Here is a 15,999-nt window from a genome sequence, read left to right as displayed (position 1 = left end):
ATATTTTAAGTGTCGCTTTGTGAGATACTAATTGTAGATTAACCTGCGATAGTTGAGGTTTGTATGAAACACATTACTAGTTTGCTAATAAGTATTGGTTTAGTATTTATGTTAATTAACGTGAGTCACGCAAGTGATCGTAGTTACCACTCAAATTCTGATAGAGATATTCTTACAACAGGCGAAAAAATGGTATTAGATGCTGTGGTATTGCGTCCAATCGGCCTGGTGACTACCGTTGCAGGAACTGCAATTTACACAATTTCATTGCCTTTTAGTTTGTTGGGAGGTAATGAAGCGCAAGCACGAGAACATCTCATAAATGAACCAGCACGCTATACATTTAAACGCCCGCTGGGTGATGTTGGCAATTAGCTCGAAAGTTCTCTTAGTAAATCGAGAATTATCTGCCGCTTTCGATTAGATAATCGGTAATAGCGTTCAGCAACTTCTTTGGTCTCATCATCTTCTATTATGTAGGCGGGGACAGATGCTTCAGAAATCTGGTGGTTGGTTTGCATTTCACCTTCACCATTGATGAGCCATTCCAGACGCACATTTAATATTTTAGATAATTCTGTTAGATGTTCAGTGCTGGGGAGTGCTTTGCCTCTTTCCCAGTGACCACATGCGCCGCGCGAAATTTTCAAGCGCTCCGCGAGTAATTCTTGGGAAAGGCCACGTGATTTCCTAGCTTGAGTGATTCTGTGCGCGATGTTCGACATCTGCCAAGGATAGTATTGATATCATTGGAGATGTACGATATTTTCACTATCAAATAATAAGCTAATACAGCTATCTTTAATAATGAGAATATCATCCTATCTAATATGTCTATTTATTAGCCTGGCACTGGTTGCAGACTCAGCCCTCTTTCAGGGCTATGTCATGACATTTTTAAGAGTTCAGTGTGACGAGTTGATTATGCAAAATGTTCCGGAAGGCTTGTTTGCTACTAAGTTAAATGATTCAGACGAATTAGTATTCACCAATTATTTACGTATTGATAAAGTACGGCTTGTTAATATCGGAGGAAATCAAATTATTCAATGTGATTCATATCGATTTCCTGAAGGTATTACTGTGATGGTGTCAGCTGATGGTCATACTTGTGAAATTCTCGGTGTTCCAACTACTCCACAAGCCCGTACGAATGGATATGTGATCGCTAGAAACAAGAAAGGTAGTTCACTGGCGATTGTGCCAATTTCAGTTAATGCGCTTGTGCTGAGGGAGTAGAGTGCTATTTGTTTAAGACATCATTCCTGGTTGATTCTGTAATAGTTAGTACTTCATCAATAAGAGGTTGAGCAACATCTAACTCTTTTAATGTACTGTCGATGTGATTTTTAACAGCGTCAAAATGGCTGTCATTTAATCCTTGTTTTACTAATCGCTCATGAGCTGTACGCATAGATTCGCCGTGGAAAGGTGTATTTGCACCAAACGCATAAGATAAAAATGATTTCATTTTGCGCATTTGCTTTGTCATGTCAACGCCTTCAAAAAAGCCATTTATGTGGTTATCGGAAATTACTTTTCCATAAAAAATATCGACAGCTGCACTCACTGCAGCGTCGCCACCGATTCTTTCAAATAGACTTTTAGACATACATGTTCTCCTTAAACATACATTTGTAATACATGTTTATAAAATGTATATAATATATATGTTATTGTCAAGAGACTAATGGATATGCGATTAACTAAATACAGTGATTTTGCACTGAGAACATTAATATATGCAGCAACAGCCAAGCGACGATGTACTATTGATGAAATTTCACAAAGTTATGCGATTCCAAAAAATCACTTAGTGAAAGTAGTGAATCAGCTAGCAACTCTTGGATTTATACATTCAATTCGTGGCAAAGGCGGTGGCTTTGAATTAGCAGAAGAACCATCTGCAATTAATATAGGCGATGTGGTGCGTGCTACAGAACAAAGTTTTGATTTGGTGGAGTGTTTTTCTTCTGAAAATCAGTGTGTGTTAACACCCAGTTGTAAATTGTCAGCTATTCTTGTTGAAGCGCTTGATCAATTCTTAGCGGTATTAGATGATTACTCGCTCGAAGATTTGCTGGCTCCAAAAATTAAAGTGATACTTAATTTTAATTAATCAAGATTAGTTGTGCCATCCACATGCATGTCTTTAGTAACGCTAATGTATGGGAGTTTTAATGAGTCTAACCAAGATTTTCCTTGTTGTTCACCTTTTAACATGGCGACAGTTGAGCAGCTCCCAGCAATTAAACATTCGCTTGCAATGACGCTTACCGCGCTGAAACCTTCAATAGGCCAACCTGTTTTTGGATTAAGAATATGTGCGTAGCGTTTGCCGTCGATTGTCATAAAGCGTTCATAGTCTCCGCTACTTGCAATAGCACCCTGTCCTAGGGTGGTTGTTGCAATTGCATTGGCTGGATCTCTTGGATGCCTTATGCCAATTTGCCATGGTTTGTTGTCAGGATGAGGTCCTAATACTTTAAGGTCTCCACCAAGATCTACTAAACCGGCATTTATACCATGGTTGCGCAAAGTATTTGCTGCTGCGTCCACTGCATATTCTTTAACGTAACCACCAAAATCAATTTCCATGCCTTTCTTCTTGAGTACAATATGTGGACGTTGCCATTCAACATATTGCCAACCAACTAATTCCAAAGTTTCATCAATTTGCGACTGTGTTGGTAAATTATTCGATTTGAAATTCCATGCTCTTCTTAATACGCCAGAAGTGATATCGAATAAGCCTTCACTTTGTTTATAAACAGCTTGTGCATAATCTATTAGTAAGGCAGTTTCGCTATCGACTTTAGTGCCTGACAGATTGCCTGAGGATTTATTGATTGTGCTAGTAACGCTATCAGAGCGATATCGAGAATATTTTTTTTCTAATCGAGTAACTTCTGCGTGAGCTTTTTTACAAGCAGTTTCAGCAACATTTTTATCTGAAGTGTAGAGTTGGAATTCGCACGGACTGCCCATCGCGCGAAATGGAAAATTATAGATTTCCATGATTATTTAAATGAGTAGTCCACTCCAAATGTGAATAATGTAAAGTCGACGAGTCCAGGATTTTCTACATCGACACTTTGTAAAGAATAAGATTTGTCACTAATATATCTCTCAGCAGAAACACCAACCGTCCAGTTATTTATAGTTTCTGCTAGTTTTACGCGAAACGACAGTGCGCCATAAGGTGATAGACGATAATCGCTAGAGTAATAGCCGTCTGAGCGCGCAGCCTGGTAAAACGGTTCATAAAACTCAGCCTGTGTTTGACTGTAATAGCGCATTGAATATTCAAAACTCCAACCACTATCGGTATGTTTGAGAAAGCCAACATCTAGTGTGTGTGAGCGTATATTCCAATCGTCATAATAAAACCGGTAGTCTGCATGTAATGCTGCGCTTAATGTTTCTGACCAGCGTCTAAGCTGTGCGGACCATATATATTGAGTGCGATCATCAGGCCGATTGTCTCTCAGTCCAGGCACCGCTGAATTAAATACTAATTTATATGGGTCAGATAAAAATCCTGAAAGGTGGCCAATAGTAAATGTAGATTGAACCACGGTATTTTTGTTAATGACTTGGCCGATGCCTACAAAGGCGCTGACATTTTCTTTGTCATCACTATCTATACGATTAGGATCGTTAACTACATCTGAAGTAGGTTTGACTTCATCAAACGATGCGGATATTCCTCCGCGTAAAGTGGTTGATTTGTTGTCTAATTCACGTGCTACCGATACGCCACCAAAGATAGCCTGGTAATCTTTTTCGGTAGAGAAGCCTACACTGGGACTAATGGTGTATTTACCTTTGTAAATATCTAATTTTGCACTGGCATCAAAACGTTCGTCATCAATGGTTGCGCCACTCATCACTTGTACCGGGCTGCCTTCGGCATCTGGTTGCACGAACCATGGAGATGCACCACTCATTTTTTCATAAGCGCTATCAACAGTGAGTTGTACAGTGTCATTAATTGGGTAAACCACACTAACTTGCCCGACTTCAATGTCGTAGCGTTTTTGGTCGCCTAAACCAGAGAAGTTGCTGCTACTTAAACGATCTTCATCGTATTTAGAAATACGTGCGCTTATGCTGGGCTCGCTATCTGGCGCGCCAGCAGCTTCGACCGTTTTATTGTAGGCGGGTAATGCAAATGCTGCTGAATACAGCGCGGCTAAAGTAGGGCTGATGTTTTGTTTTTTATTGTATGACATCGGTATAAAATTTAGTTGCAGCCACAGCCGCCACCTGCAGAGCCGTATCCGCCTGCAGCTGCTTCTTTAGCAAAATAAATGTGTTCACCTAAGGTTGCTGCAAGTGGATCAGGTGACCATGACATTTCTTTCTTGGAAAGCGTGCCGCGTTCCCATGGCTTGACAGTAGTACAACCAGATGTAACAAATAGTGTAATGAGAATTAAAGCTACAGTTAGCTTAGTGCTCATAGTAATTTCTCAATCTCGGTTTTGATTTTGTCCACGTCGCCTGATTTATAGCCGTTGTGCACATAACGGATCACGCCTGATTTGTCGATGATGTAAGAGGTTGGCATTGCGTTGACACCAAATGATTCAGGAATTTCGCCAGATTTATCAGCAAGTATTTTGTAACTGACATTTATTTTCTTGATGAAATCAGTCGCATCTTTAGGATTTTCATCAAGGTTGATAGCCAGTACTACAACATCATCTCTGCCAGAGAATGAAGTTTGTATGTTTTCAAATTCAGGTAATGATTTTAAGCAAGGTGGACACCAGGATGCCCAGAAATCAACAAACACTACTTTCCCTTCAAGGTCTGCCTTGCTGATAGTTTCTGAACCATCTAGTGAGCGAGCACGAAATGAAGGTGCGTCATCACCCACACTTGCAGAGTAAGCAAACTGTGTGGCAAAAACACAAAAGAAAGAAACTACAGATACTTGGATAAGTTTAAGCATTGCGAAAAATCCTCTCTGGATAGATTTATTGGCTTAGCGATTGATCTAAGTTGTTATTGTGACTTTGCTCACAATAATTGAGTTGCTAGTTAAGATCGTAGACCACTAAGACGAACCGCTATAATTAATTGATTATCTGCGGACTTATGTATGTGACTTAAAATAGCATTAGATGATGCAACCACTCATCGGTGATAAATGACCGCTAATCGATACTTTTATGATATTTCTAGATGTTGATTACGAATTCAGGAGTTTGTTTGTAATGAGGATCATGTGGTCAAATTATAAATCTAACCATAATTTTAATGGCTTTCGCATGCCGGCAATTTTACAGCCTTGTTGGCCGTACCCATAAGGGAATAAGGCATATACATATTTGCGTGTTGCTTTGTCTTTACCAATAGCTGTTCGTAAATTTTTAAGGATGGTGCGTAATTCTGGTACTACGCCTGACGCCGAATATAATTCACGTATCATATGAATTACACGCCAATGATCTTCGTTCAATTCTAATTTGGAATCTTTAGCTGTCGACAATGCAAAGTTTTTGTCCCAGTTGTCTGGATCTAGTAAGAATCCATCTTCGTCTGTTTGAATTTCCATTTATTTCGATATTGTTCCTTGTGTGAGACGATCATTTTGTTGCACGTCTTGTAGCGTCTGAATGTTATTGTAGTGATACTTTATAAACTGTAAACGAACATCGGTTGCTTGCGCGAAGCCATGTTCAACTATCAATGTGCCATTAGCGCATAAATAATCAGGCGCATGTTTTATAATATGGAATAAATCGGCTAATCCCTGATCTCTTGAAAATAGAGCTGTTTCAGGCTCATATTTTTCTACACTATAGTCAATGTTATCGTCATCATAGGCTATGTAAGGTGGATTGCTAATTATCAAATCAAAGTTTTTAAATTCTACTGAGCTAAACCAATCACTAGTGATCGGTGTTATATTTTTAATATTTAGTGACTCTGCATTAAGTTTTGCAGTGTCTATACAAAGCTCAGAATTGTCGCAAGCAATAATATTTGCATTAGGCCTTTCTTTGGCTAATGCTAATGCAATGCAGCCGCTGCCAGTGCCCAGGTCTAATATATTTGCGCGACCATTATTGGGAATATGCTCGAGAGCTGCTTCAACTAAAGCTTCAGTGTCTGGACGAGGAATTAGTACACCAGGTGTCACTTTTAAGGGAAGCGACCAAAATTCTTTTTGTTGTTGTATATAAGCAATTGGCTCGCCTTCAAGGCGGCGAGCTAAATAGTTTTTGTACCATTCAAATTCTACATTACTTAACTGATCTTCCGAATGAGCGATTAAATATTCTTTGGTTTTATCAATAGTATGAGCAAGAAGAAGAGAAGCTTCATGTTGAGGATTTTCAGACCGGTAATTTAAAGTTTCGCGACCGTGCTGAACTGCTTGTTTAATATTAGTCACTAGTATTTAGTTGATGATTAGTCACTCAATGAGGCAAGTTGTTCAGCTTGGTGCTCATTAATTAAAGGATCAATTATTTCGCTTAGGTTGCCTTGCATTAATTCTTCAAGTTTATAAAGCGTTAGATTAATTCGGTGGTCAGTCACACGCCCTTGAGGGAAGTTATAAGTACGTATGCGTTCAGAGCGGTCGCCACTGCCAACTAAGCTTTTTCTTGTCGCGGCTTGTTCGGCGAACTGTTTGGACTGTTCAGCATCAAGCAGACGTGCTTTTAATAATGACATCGCCCGTGCTTTATTTTTATGTTGAGAACGCTCATCTTGGCATTCAACAACCACACCTGTAGGTAAATGGGTTAATCGAATTGCAGAATCTGTTTTGTTTACGTGCTGTCCACCAGCACCGGAAGCGCGAAAAGTATCTACGCGAAGATCAGAAGGATTAATTTCAATGTCTTCGATTTCGTCCGCTTCAGCTAAAATAGCCACCGTGGCCGCTGAAGTATGCACGCGCCCTTGAGATTCTGTTTCTGGCACTCGTTGTACGCGATGAGCGCCAGACTCAAATTTAAGTAATGAATATGCACCCTGACCGACAATACGTGCTACAACTTCCTTATAACCTCCATGGTCACCTTCATTAGTATTTACTACTTCAACGTTCCAGCGCTTTTGTTCTGCGTATCGTGAATACATGCGAAATAAATCACCTGCAAAGATAGCGGCTTCATCACCGCCCGTACCAGCACGGATTTCTATAAACACATTGCTGTTGTCTAGCGGGTCTTTGGGTAAAAGAAGTTTTTGCAGGTCAAGCTCTAGATCTTCTTGCTGTTTTTGTAGCTCAGTAATTTCTTGTTGTGCCATTTCTTGTACGCTGGCGTCATTGTCTGACAGCATTTCTTTGGCGCCAGCCAAATCTTCAACAGTTTGCGCATATTTGCTAAATGCAGCAACCACAGGCTCGAGCTGAGCATATTCCATAGAGAACTTTCTGAACTGGTTTTGATCAGCAATTACGTCTGGCTCTGCTAATAAGCCTGCAATTTCCTGCTGACGTTCTTGCAAGGACTCAAGCTTGGCAACAATAGAATCTTTCATGATAAATAATTATAACGGGTATATTGACGGTGCTCGCGAATCTAATCGCGAGGAAGACCAAGAATAGTTTTAGCGGCCTCAAGTAATTCTTGATGATTTTCTGCGCCTGCAGATTTTAAAGCTTCGGTAGGACTATGCAATAGTTTGTTCACTAGTGTATTTGCAAGAAACTGCAAGACTTCTTCTGAAGATTTTCCCTGATTTAGCATGCGTGCTGCTTTTTCAATGGCATCATTTTTATGTTGTTCAGCCTGGTTGCGGTACGTGCGAATAACATCAGTCACATCCTGCCCGCGCAACCAATGATAAAATTTTGTAACTTCATCATCAATAATTATTTCTGCTTCTTCGGCAGCGTTAATTCTTGATTGCATATTTTCTTGGATGACTTGTTTTAAATCATCCACACTATATAAGTAGATGTCTTGTAGATTTGCTGCTTCAGGTTCAACGTCTCTTGGAATAGCGAGGTCGATGACAAGAATGGGTTTATGTTTGCGACGTTTTAAACTTCTCTCGAGTAGTCCTTTCCCAAGAATGGGTAATGTACTTGAAGTAGCGGTTATCACAATATCGCTTTCTGGTAATACCTCACCTATATATGACAGGCTAATACCATAACCATTAAAATTGTTTGCCAGTTTTTGTGCGCGGTTGATATTTCGGTTTGCAATTGTGATGCGATTTGCACCTACCGCACTAAGATGTTGTGCGGCAAGTTCAATGGTTTCTCCTGCACCAATAAATAGAGCATTTCTTTTCGATAAATCCCCAAAAATTTGTTTGGCTAGAGATACGGCGGTTGAAGCCACTGAGACAGGATTGGTACCAATAGAAGTATGAGTCCTAACCTTTTTAGCGACATTAAATGAATGCTGAAATAATTGATTAAGCTGTTTGCCCAGAGTGCCGGCACCTTGAGCATGCTGATAAGCCTGTTTGAGTTGACCCAGGATCTGGGGTTCACCAAGCACCATAGAATCTAGTCCGCTAGCGACACGGAACATGTGTTTGGCGGTTTCTTGATCGCTAAGGTTGTATAGGTAAGATTGATTATGGTCGATCTCTAATTGGTGAAAGTCGCTCAACCATTGCACTGTAGCTAACTTGCCGGTCTCGAATGATTCCACTGAGCAATACAACTCTGTTCGATTGCAAGTGGATATGATGGCAGCCTCATCAATAGTAGGCGTTTCTATTAGCGTACTTAGTGCTGTCGGTAATGCGGAATCAGGAATAGCCACACGTTCCCGCACCTCGACAGGGGCAGAAGTATGGTTAACACCTATAGTTAGTAAGGACATGGCCGCTATTTTAGCGCACCTTGACCATGACAAGGTGAATAAACTGGTATGTTTTGTATAAAAAGTGAGAAGTGGCTGCTGAAGCGCTCATGTAATGACATTTGAAATAACGTAGAATTGCTATATAGCCTTTGATTTATATAAATTATTTTACACTTCTAAATTATGCCTCAAGACAATTTCTGCAAGTATATGCTTATCGTGGTGCTTGCCACTATCATTTCTGGGTGTGCCACCGCACCCTCCAATTCGAGGCATGGGGGCGCAGAGCAAGCGCTTACTGATCAAATACCAATTAAAACACCCAATGATGCAAGATACGATGATGTCAGTGCATTAATGTACGAGGTGTTAACTGGGGAACTGTCTGGAAAGCTTGGTGACTTAGAGGGGTCAAAGCAATCTTATAGTCGTGCTAGTGAGCTGAGTGATGATCCAAATGTCATTGAGCGCGCGATGAGAATTGCAATATTTGCAAAGGATTGGCCACTTGCATTGAAAATTGCTCATCGGTGGTCGGATGTATTGGATGGGAATATTGAAGCTCAACAAGTATTGGGCGTGTTGTATCTGCGACAAGGAGATGTGGATTCTTCTGTTAAATATTTTAGCAATGTTATGGACGCAGCGTCAGACTCTCCCAGTCAAGGCTACAGTATCATCGCGGCAACGTTAGCGCGTGTTGAGAATGTAGAGGATAGTCTTGAGTTGATGGATCGTTTGGTAGTAAAAAACTTTTCTAATCCGTACGGACATCTTTCCTATGCCGAATTGGCAATGAAAGCAAAAAAATATCAACTTGCGGTAGATCAAAGCGAGTTGGCGTTAGGTTTTAACCCAGATCTATCTGAAGCAAGAGTATTACGGGCTAGGGCGCTAAGTTTAATTGGTGATCACGAATCTGCATTTGTGGATATGCAAGCATTGGTTGATGACGATCCGCAAAATTTTGATTTGCGTTTGGGTTATGCTCGTATGTTGTTGCAAGCGGAAAAATATAGCAGTGCAGGTGAACAGTTTGAAGTACTCTTAGATCAACGTCCCAATGATCCTGATATTACTTATATGTTGGGCCTTACTTATGTTCAAGCTGAAGAGTATTCGCAATCAAGACAATACTTCAAGGCGCTGATTGAAGATAATCGCCGTTTAGATGAATCTAATTATTATCTTGCGCGCATTGCAGAAGAGCTTGGCGAGTCCAAGGCTGCAGTAGAACATTATCAGGAGGTTGCATATGGCGACTTGTACTTAGAGGCTGCAATGCGTCTAGCCGATTTATACGCAAAAGAAAATGGGTTACTCAAGGCGCGCAGTCATCTTAATGAGGTGCGCGGAAGAGTCGATCAACCTGAAGATGTGATTCGTTTATTTTTGGCTGAAGGACACATCCTTCACGAAGAAAATGAATTTGATCAAGCTTATGAGCTTTATAGTCAGGGATTGTTAGAATTCCCTAAACATCCAGATCTTTTGTATGCGCGCGCATTAACCGCTGAATATATTGATCGAGTTGACTTATTGGAATCTGATTTGCTGATTATTTTGCAGTCTGACCCTGATCACGCTAATGCGTTAAATGCACTTGGGTACACCTTGGCGGATAGAGGTTTACGAATAGATGAGGCTGAAAGATATGTTGAGCGTGCATATGAGTTAAAACCAAATGATCCGGCAGTAATAGATAGTATGGGTTGGATTCAGTTTCGAAAAGGTAATTATGCAGAAGCTGAGGCTTATTTGCGTAAAGCATTAACACTAATGGATGATGCGGAAATTATCGGCCATTTAGGTGAATTGCTTTGGGCGCAAGGTAATTACGAAGAAGCAAGAAATTTACTTCGAGAGGCAATGGATAGGCATCCTGAAGATAGTTATATTCAAAAGCTGATTAAACAGTTTTCAGAATAAATAATTCAAGCGCCGCGCTTGATAAAGTAACCAGATAAATAATTTCCATGTGCTGCAGACTCAATTGCTTTGATGTGAAAATTAAATCTAGCCTAGTATTGTTGCTGGTGTCTTTATTGTCGGCATGTATCTCTGTCACAAAAGTCCCCACTGAGGATGTTAAGCAAGTCTGGGATGCACGTGCAAACTATCTATATCAACTGGAAGACTGGGAAGCACAGCTATCATTAGTTGGTGTGACTAATCAGCAGAAATTTAAAGCTCGTGTAGTTTGGTATCAGCAGACAGATGATTATCAGATAAAGTTACGTGATTTCATTGGTCGCACAATCGCAATCATTGATGGTTCCCCTTCGGAAGTTGTTGCTAAAACTTCGAAAGGTAAGCGTTATCAAGGAGATGATGCGGAAACATTAATTGATGAATTATTTGCTATCAATATACCTGTAACCGGAATGCGTTACTGGCTGCAAGGCTTGCCATTACCAAGTGTTGAAGTCGAACAATTAAATTTTAATGATGAAGGCTTGGCGCACATTTTAAATCAGCAAGGATGGAAAATATCTTATCCTTACTATATGTCAAATAACCCATATAAAATGCCCAGCCAAGTATTGCTCGAATTCGAAGATATCGAATTAAATGTTAAAATCAGTCAATGGAAGTTGTCTCCATAGCTCGAAAATTTCTATGCATACATCTACGAGCTGGTTAGCGCCCGCCAAAATCAATTTATTTCTGCACATTACTGGACGTCGTGATGATGGAATGCATGAACTACAGACTGCATTTCAGTTTGTAGATTTATGTGATCAGCTCCAGTTTACATTGCGTTCAGATGTTGAAATAAATCGCATTAATTCAGTTCCTGGCGTAACCGGGGAAAATGACTTGTGTATGCGTGCGGCATTATTGCTGCAGAAGACGGCCGATGTGAAGCAGGGCGTAGATATATTTGTGACTAAAAACATCCCCATGGGGGGAGGTTTGGGAGGCGCTAGCTCAGACGCTGCTACGACACTTTTAGTCTTGAATAAAATCTGGTCAATTCATGCTAGTGAGGATGAATTGGCTGGGTTAGCCAGGCAGCTAGGTGCTGATGTTCCAGTGTTCATACGTGGTCAATCAGCCTGGGCAGAAGGGGTAGGCGAGAAATTAACACCTATAAATATGAAAGAATGCTGGTATCTCATAGTAAATTGTGGAATTCATTTATCAACAGCGCAAATGTTTGCGTATTCGCAATTGACACGTAATAGTCCCCAGCTCACAATATGCCCCCCTAAACCGGGGGAGTTCGGGAATGTATTTGAGCCAATTGCAAGAGCTCAACATCCAGAAATAGATTCGGTTTTTGATTGGCTAGGTAATTACAGTGATCCATTCCTGACCGGGACTGGTGGTTGCGTAGTTGCAGCTTTCGCAGATAAAAGTTCCGCTGTTGAGATACAATCCCTGTGTCCAAAAGGGATGACAGCCTATCTTGTGCAGGCAAAAAATACTTCGCCATTGAAAACTCAGTTAGAGACTGAATAGAGGTACTGCTTTATTGCAAGCAGTACTAGAAAATTATTGGGCCGTCGCCAAGTGGTAAGGCACGGGGTTTTGATCCCCGCATTCGCAGGTTCGAATCCTGCCGGCCCAGCCAAATTTTATAAAGCATAGTGGAATTAACGTGAGTCAAGACAACGGAAAATACGACGATAGTCGCTTAATGGTGTTTAGTGGAAATGCCCATCCCGAATTGGCGCGTGATATTGTCGAAAAACTAAATATCCCAATGGGTAAAGCGCTGATCAGCTCATTTAGTGATGGTGAAATTCAGGTTGAGATACAAGAAAATGTACGTGGGCGCGATGTTTTTGTGGTGCAGCCTACAGGAATGCCTACCAACGACAACATCATGGAATTGTTGATTATGGTAGATGCGCTGAAGCGAGCTTCTGCCGATCGAATAACCGCCGTGATTCCCTATTTTGGTTACTCTCGTCAAGATCGAAGAGTGCGTTCAATGCGTGTACCGATCTCGGCTAAAGTAGTAGCTAATTTAATTTCCAATATTGGTACAGATCGTGTGCTTACAGTAGATTTGCACGCTGATCAAATTCAAGGGTTTTTTGATGTGCCAGTAGATAATGTGTATGCATCGCCCGTATTACTTGGGGACATATATAAACAGAAGTATTCAGACCTAATTGTTGTGTCACCAGATGTGGGTGGAGTTGTAAGAGCCCGAGCTGTGGCAAAACGATTAGATGACGCAGATTTAGCGATTATTGATAAACGACGTCCGCAGGCCAATGTTGCACAAGTGATGCATATTATTGGTGAAGTGAAAGGTAAAACCTGTGTCATTGTAGATGACTTGGTTGATACAGCCGGTACACTGTGTAAAGCTGCGCAAGCATTAAAAGAGCATGGTGCCAAAGCTGTAATTGCTTATGCTACGCATCCTGTATTATCAGGAAATGCGATAAAGAATATCGAAGATTCAGTGCTGGATGGTTTGGTCGTTACAGACACCGTTCCGCTTCGTGAAGACGCTGCAAATTGTAGTCGCATTAGACAATTAAAGGTTTCGGGTTTATTAGCTGAGACAATACGAAGAATTAGTTACGAAGAGTCAGTAAGTACTCTGTTTATGGATTAAAGGAACACTGGTATTTTTTACTAGAGTTACTTTGAGTTGTGCATGCATTGGTCGCAAGTGTGTGTTTTTTTATTTTAATATTTAGGAGAAATTAAATGAGCATCGATTTTAGTTTAGATGCCGAGCCACGTAACGATTTAGGGAAAGGTGCGAGCCGCCGCCTACGTCGAACTGGCCGCGTCCCTGCTATTCTTTATGGCGCAGGTGTTGAGCCGCAGAATATTTCTGTGGATCACAATAAAATTAGACATGATTTAGAAAACGAAGCGTTTTATTCGCATATTTTGACTGTTAATTTAGAAGGTAAAAAACAGAAAGTTATTTTGCGTGACATGCAACGCCATCCTGCAAAGCCGGTGATTCTTCACCTTGACTTTTTGCGCGTTAGTGATGATCAAGAAATCAGTATCCATGTGCCTCTACACTTTATTGGTGAGGACGTTTGTCATGGTGTGAAGATGGAAGGCGGTCAAATCAGTCACCTTATGACAGAAGTTGAGGTGACATGTTTGCCAAAGAATATCCCTGAGTTTATTGAGGTAGATCTTACTGAGTTAAAGATTGGTGATTCTGTTCATCTTACTGAGATGAATTTACCAGAAGGAATTGTTCTGACAGCATTAACTCATGGTGAAGGTCATGATCAACAGGTTGTGAATGTCCACGCTACTAAGGTGGTTGAAGAAGAACCGACTGAAGCACCAGAAGCACCAGAGACTGAAGAAGACGACAAGCCTGAAGAGGGCGAGTAGTTTTAGTTAGTCTTAACTTGAGTTAAACGTTAATTGTGGCGGGCATTACCCCCATTAAGTTGATTGTTGGCTTAGGCAATCCTGGCGATAAATATATTGCAACCCGGCATAATGCCGGGTTTTGGTTTTTAGACCAGCTTGCGCGTCGTCATCAAACAAGTTTTCGTAACGAATCCAAATTCAAAGCTGAAGTAGCTTCAATTGAATATGAAGGTCAGCGAGTGTGGTTGGTTAAACCAACGACGTTTATGAACTTGAGTGGCGAATGTGTCGGGCCGTTTGCCAAGTATTATCAAATTGCCCCAGAAAATACTTTGGTGGTTCACGACGAATTGGATTTGCCAGTGGGAACTTCAAAGCTTAAATGGGCTGGTGGCCATGGTGGGCATAATGGTATCCGCGACATCTTTAAACATTTTGCTAAAGACTTTTGGCGCTTGCGTGTGGGTGTAGGTCACCCAGGCAATAAAGACCAAGTACTTTCATATGTAATGAAAGCACCTTCAAGCAAAGAGCAAAGTTTTATCAATGACTCTTTAGATCGAGTCGTAGATACAATGGCTGATGTATTAGCAGGTGACATGGAAGCCGCAATGCGTTCGTTACATAAAAAATCAGAAGAATAAGTAGAGCACATCATGGGATTTAAATGTGGGATTGTTGGTTTGCCAAATGTGGGTAAGTCAACTTTATTTAACGCGCTAACACGTGCAGAAATCGCTGCAGAAAACTATCCATTTTGTACTATCGAGCCTAATGTTGGTGTTGTTCCTGTACCCGACACTCGTTTAGATCAACTAGCCAATATTGCCAAATCAGAAAAAGTGATTCCAACAGTAATGGAATTTGTTGATATTGCTGGTTTGGTTGCCGGTGCTTCAAAAGGTGAAGGTTTAGGTAATCAATTTTTAGCAAATATTCGTGAGACAGATGCGATTGCACATGTAGTACGTTGCTTTGAAGATGATGATGTTGTTCACGTAGATGGAAAAGTTGATCCGCTCAGCGATGTTGAAACAATAAATACCGAACTGATTCTTGCTGATCTCGAGTCAGTAGAAAAAAGTATGGCGCGAGTTAGCAAGCTATCTAGATCAGGGAATAAGGATGCGATTACCCAGCTAGAATTAATAACATCATTGCGTGATCATTTGGGTGAAGGCAAAGCTGCGCGTTTATTTGAGGCTGATGCAGAACAAGAAAAGATAATTCATCATTTGCATCTCATTACCCGTAAGCCGATTATGTATATCGCCAATGTAGATGAAGCATCTTTGGAAATTAGTCAGCTAGCAAACACGCTGAATGAATTTGCCACGAAAGAAAATGCCCAATTTGTTATTGTGTGTGCACAGATTGAAGCAGAAATTGCACAATTAGATGATTCAGAGCGAGATGAATTTTTGCAAGACTTAGGTTTGACAGAGCCTGGGTTAAATTTAGTTATTCGCGCAGGTTACGGATTACTTAATTTACAAACATTCTTCACGGCAGGACCCAAAGAAGCGCGTGCTTGGACTGTCTTGCAAGGAGCTAACGCACCACAAGCGGCGGGCTGCATCCATACTGACTTTGAAAAAGGTTTTATCAGAGCAGAAGTGGTGGGCTTTGACGACTACATTGAAGGAAATGGAGAGCAAGGTGCAAAAGATTCAGGAAAGTGGCGTCTGGAAGGTAAGGATTACATTATGCAGGAAGGTGACGTGGTGCACTTCCGCTTTAATGTTTGATATCCTGACCATCATTTGACAGAAATTCAGCCGTACAGTATCTTGCGCGGCTCCATTCAAAATATGGCTATGTAGCTCAGCTGGTTAGAGCACAGCATTCATAATGCTGGGGTCGGTGGTTCAAGTCCACCCATAGCCACCATG

20 protein-coding genes and 2 tRNA genes are annotated in these 15,999 nt (G+C 40.9%); 12 read left to right on the top strand and 10 right to left on the bottom strand.

Translation table 11 applies throughout. The annotated features are described in order from the left end of the window. The first annotated feature begins 63 nt into the window (after positions 1-63). A complete protein-coding gene (locus R8G33_07040; protein MDW3095407.1) occupies positions 64-375 on the top strand; it encodes a hypothetical protein in 312 nt (103 codons plus the stop codon). On the opposite strand, the gene R8G33_07035 is transcribed toward R8G33_07040, so the two are convergent. After that, positions 372-725 carry a helix-turn-helix transcriptional regulator gene (locus R8G33_07035; protein MDW3095406.1) on the bottom strand — a complete coding sequence of 118 codons (354 nt, stop codon included), beginning with the start codon at positions 723-725 and terminating at the stop codon, positions 372-374. The two genes, R8G33_07040 and R8G33_07035, sit on opposite strands and share 4 nt — an antisense overlap. Before the next feature lie 163 nt (positions 726-888). Here R8G33_07035 and R8G33_07030 point away from each other — a divergent pair, with 163 nt between their 5' ends. Continuing rightward, entirely contained in the window at positions 889-1,239 is a 351-nt protein-coding gene (locus tag R8G33_07030; protein MDW3095405.1) for a hypothetical protein, read from the top strand. 4 nt (positions 1,240-1,243) lie between these two features. On the opposite strand, the gene R8G33_07025 is transcribed toward R8G33_07030, so the two are convergent. Further along, positions 1,244-1,612 carry a group 1 truncated hemoglobin gene (locus R8G33_07025; GenBank protein ID MDW3095404.1) on the bottom strand — a complete coding sequence of 123 codons (369 nt, stop codon included), beginning with the start codon at positions 1,610-1,612 and terminating at the stop codon, positions 1,244-1,246. A gap of 84 nt (positions 1,613-1,696) precedes the next feature. Between R8G33_07025 and R8G33_07020 the strand changes: the two genes are divergently transcribed. Further along, complete coding sequence (locus R8G33_07020; GenBank protein ID MDW3095403.1) at positions 1,697-2,119, top strand: Rrf2 family transcriptional regulator; 423 nt, start codon at positions 1,697-1,699, stop codon at positions 2,117-2,119. Here the strand turns inward: R8G33_07020 and R8G33_07015 are convergent. From R8G33_07015 to hemA, 8 genes are all read right to left on the bottom strand, one after another. Continuing rightward, complete coding sequence (locus R8G33_07015; protein MDW3095402.1) at positions 2,116-3,018, bottom strand: FAD:protein FMN transferase; 903 nt, start codon at positions 3,016-3,018, stop codon at positions 2,116-2,118. The genes R8G33_07020 and R8G33_07015 overlap by 4 nt on opposite strands. 2 nt (positions 3,019-3,020) lie before the next feature. Continuing rightward, positions 3,021-4,235, bottom strand: a complete 1,215-nt coding sequence (locus tag R8G33_07010) for a DUF3570 domain-containing protein (protein ID MDW3095401.1) — start codon at positions 4,233-4,235, stop codon at positions 3,021-3,023. Positions 4,236-4,246: 11 nt separating this feature from the next. Then, positions 4,247-4,465 carry a DUF4266 domain-containing protein gene (locus R8G33_07005; GenBank protein ID MDW3095400.1) on the bottom strand — a complete coding sequence of 73 codons (219 nt, stop codon included), beginning with the start codon at positions 4,463-4,465 and terminating at the stop codon, positions 4,247-4,249. After that, positions 4,462-4,959 (bottom strand): TlpA disulfide reductase family protein, encoded by a 498-nt coding sequence (locus R8G33_07000; GenBank protein MDW3095399.1) that lies wholly within the window; start codon positions 4,957-4,959, stop codon positions 4,462-4,464. Before R8G33_07000 ends, R8G33_07005 begins: the two co-directional genes overlap by 4 nt. Before the next feature lie 285 nt (positions 4,960-5,244). Then, positions 5,245-5,565, bottom strand: a complete 321-nt coding sequence (locus tag R8G33_06995) for a TusE/DsrC/DsvC family sulfur relay protein (protein MDW3095398.1) — start codon at positions 5,563-5,565, stop codon at positions 5,245-5,247. Further along, positions 5,566-6,408 (bottom strand): peptide chain release factor N(5)-glutamine methyltransferase, encoded by an 843-nt coding sequence (gene prmC / locus R8G33_06990; protein MDW3095397.1) that lies wholly within the window; start codon positions 6,406-6,408, stop codon positions 5,566-5,568. Between the two features lie 17 nt (positions 6,409-6,425). Further along, positions 6,426-7,508, bottom strand: a complete 1,083-nt coding sequence (gene prfA, locus R8G33_06985; GenBank protein ID MDW3095396.1) for a peptide chain release factor 1 — start codon at positions 7,506-7,508, stop codon at positions 6,426-6,428. Positions 7,509-7,549: 41 nt separating this feature from the next. Then, positions 7,550-8,812 carry a glutamyl-tRNA reductase gene (gene hemA / locus R8G33_06980; protein MDW3095395.1) on the bottom strand — a complete coding sequence of 421 codons (1,263 nt, stop codon included), beginning with the start codon at positions 8,810-8,812 and terminating at the stop codon, positions 7,550-7,552. Between the two features lie 165 nt (positions 8,813-8,977). On the opposite strand from hemA, the gene R8G33_06975 reads away from it, so the two are divergent. The 9 genes from R8G33_06975 to R8G33_06935 all read left to right on the top strand — a co-directional run bounded on the left by R8G33_06975 (position 8,978) and on the right by R8G33_06935 (position 15,997). Beyond that, entirely contained in the window at positions 8,978-10,723 is a 1,746-nt protein-coding gene (locus R8G33_06975) for a tetratricopeptide repeat protein (GenBank protein ID MDW3095394.1), read from the top strand. Positions 10,724-10,797: 74 nt separating this feature from the next. Further along, positions 10,798-11,400, top strand: a complete 603-nt coding sequence (lolB, locus tag R8G33_06970; GenBank protein ID MDW3095393.1) for a lipoprotein insertase outer membrane protein LolB — start codon at positions 10,798-10,800, stop codon at positions 11,398-11,400. A gap of 13 nt (positions 11,401-11,413) precedes the next feature. Next, the gene (ispE, locus tag R8G33_06965) at positions 11,414-12,259 is read left to right on the top strand and encodes a 4-(cytidine 5'-diphospho)-2-C-methyl-D-erythritol kinase (GenBank protein MDW3095392.1); all 846 of its coding nucleotides are present in this window, start codon (positions 11,414-11,416) and stop codon (positions 12,257-12,259) included. Between the two features lie 37 nt (positions 12,260-12,296). Continuing rightward, positions 12,297-12,371: transfer RNA gene (locus R8G33_06960), tRNA-Gln, on the top strand. 27 nt (positions 12,372-12,398) lie between these two features. Continuing rightward, positions 12,399-13,373, top strand: coding sequence for a ribose-phosphate diphosphokinase (locus R8G33_06955; protein MDW3095391.1), 975 nt, complete (start codon positions 12,399-12,401; stop codon positions 13,371-13,373). 95 nt (positions 13,374-13,468) lie between these two features. After that, positions 13,469-14,125: a 50S ribosomal protein L25/general stress protein Ctc gene (locus tag R8G33_06950; protein MDW3095390.1), complete on the top strand. Its 657-nt coding sequence runs from the start codon at positions 13,469-13,471 to the stop codon at positions 14,123-14,125. Between the two features lie 35 nt (positions 14,126-14,160). Next, positions 14,161-14,751, top strand: a complete 591-nt coding sequence (gene pth, locus R8G33_06945; protein ID MDW3095389.1) for an aminoacyl-tRNA hydrolase — start codon at positions 14,161-14,163, stop codon at positions 14,749-14,751. Between the two features lie 12 nt (positions 14,752-14,763). Then, positions 14,764-15,855: a redox-regulated ATPase YchF gene (gene ychF / locus R8G33_06940; protein ID MDW3095388.1), complete on the top strand. Its 1,092-nt coding sequence runs from the start codon at positions 14,764-14,766 to the stop codon at positions 15,853-15,855. Positions 15,856-15,920: 65 nt separating this feature from the next. Next, a tRNA-Met gene (locus R8G33_06935) sits at positions 15,921-15,997 on the top strand. Positions 15,998-15,999 lie beyond the last annotated feature (2 nt).

It is taken from the genome of Gammaproteobacteria bacterium, assembly GCA_033344735.1.
Taxonomy (GTDB): domain Bacteria; phylum Pseudomonadota; class Gammaproteobacteria; order UBA4575; family UBA4575; genus UBA1858.
Note: the sequence above shows the minus strand (reverse complement) of the source record. Positions and strands in the feature narration are given on the sequence as shown.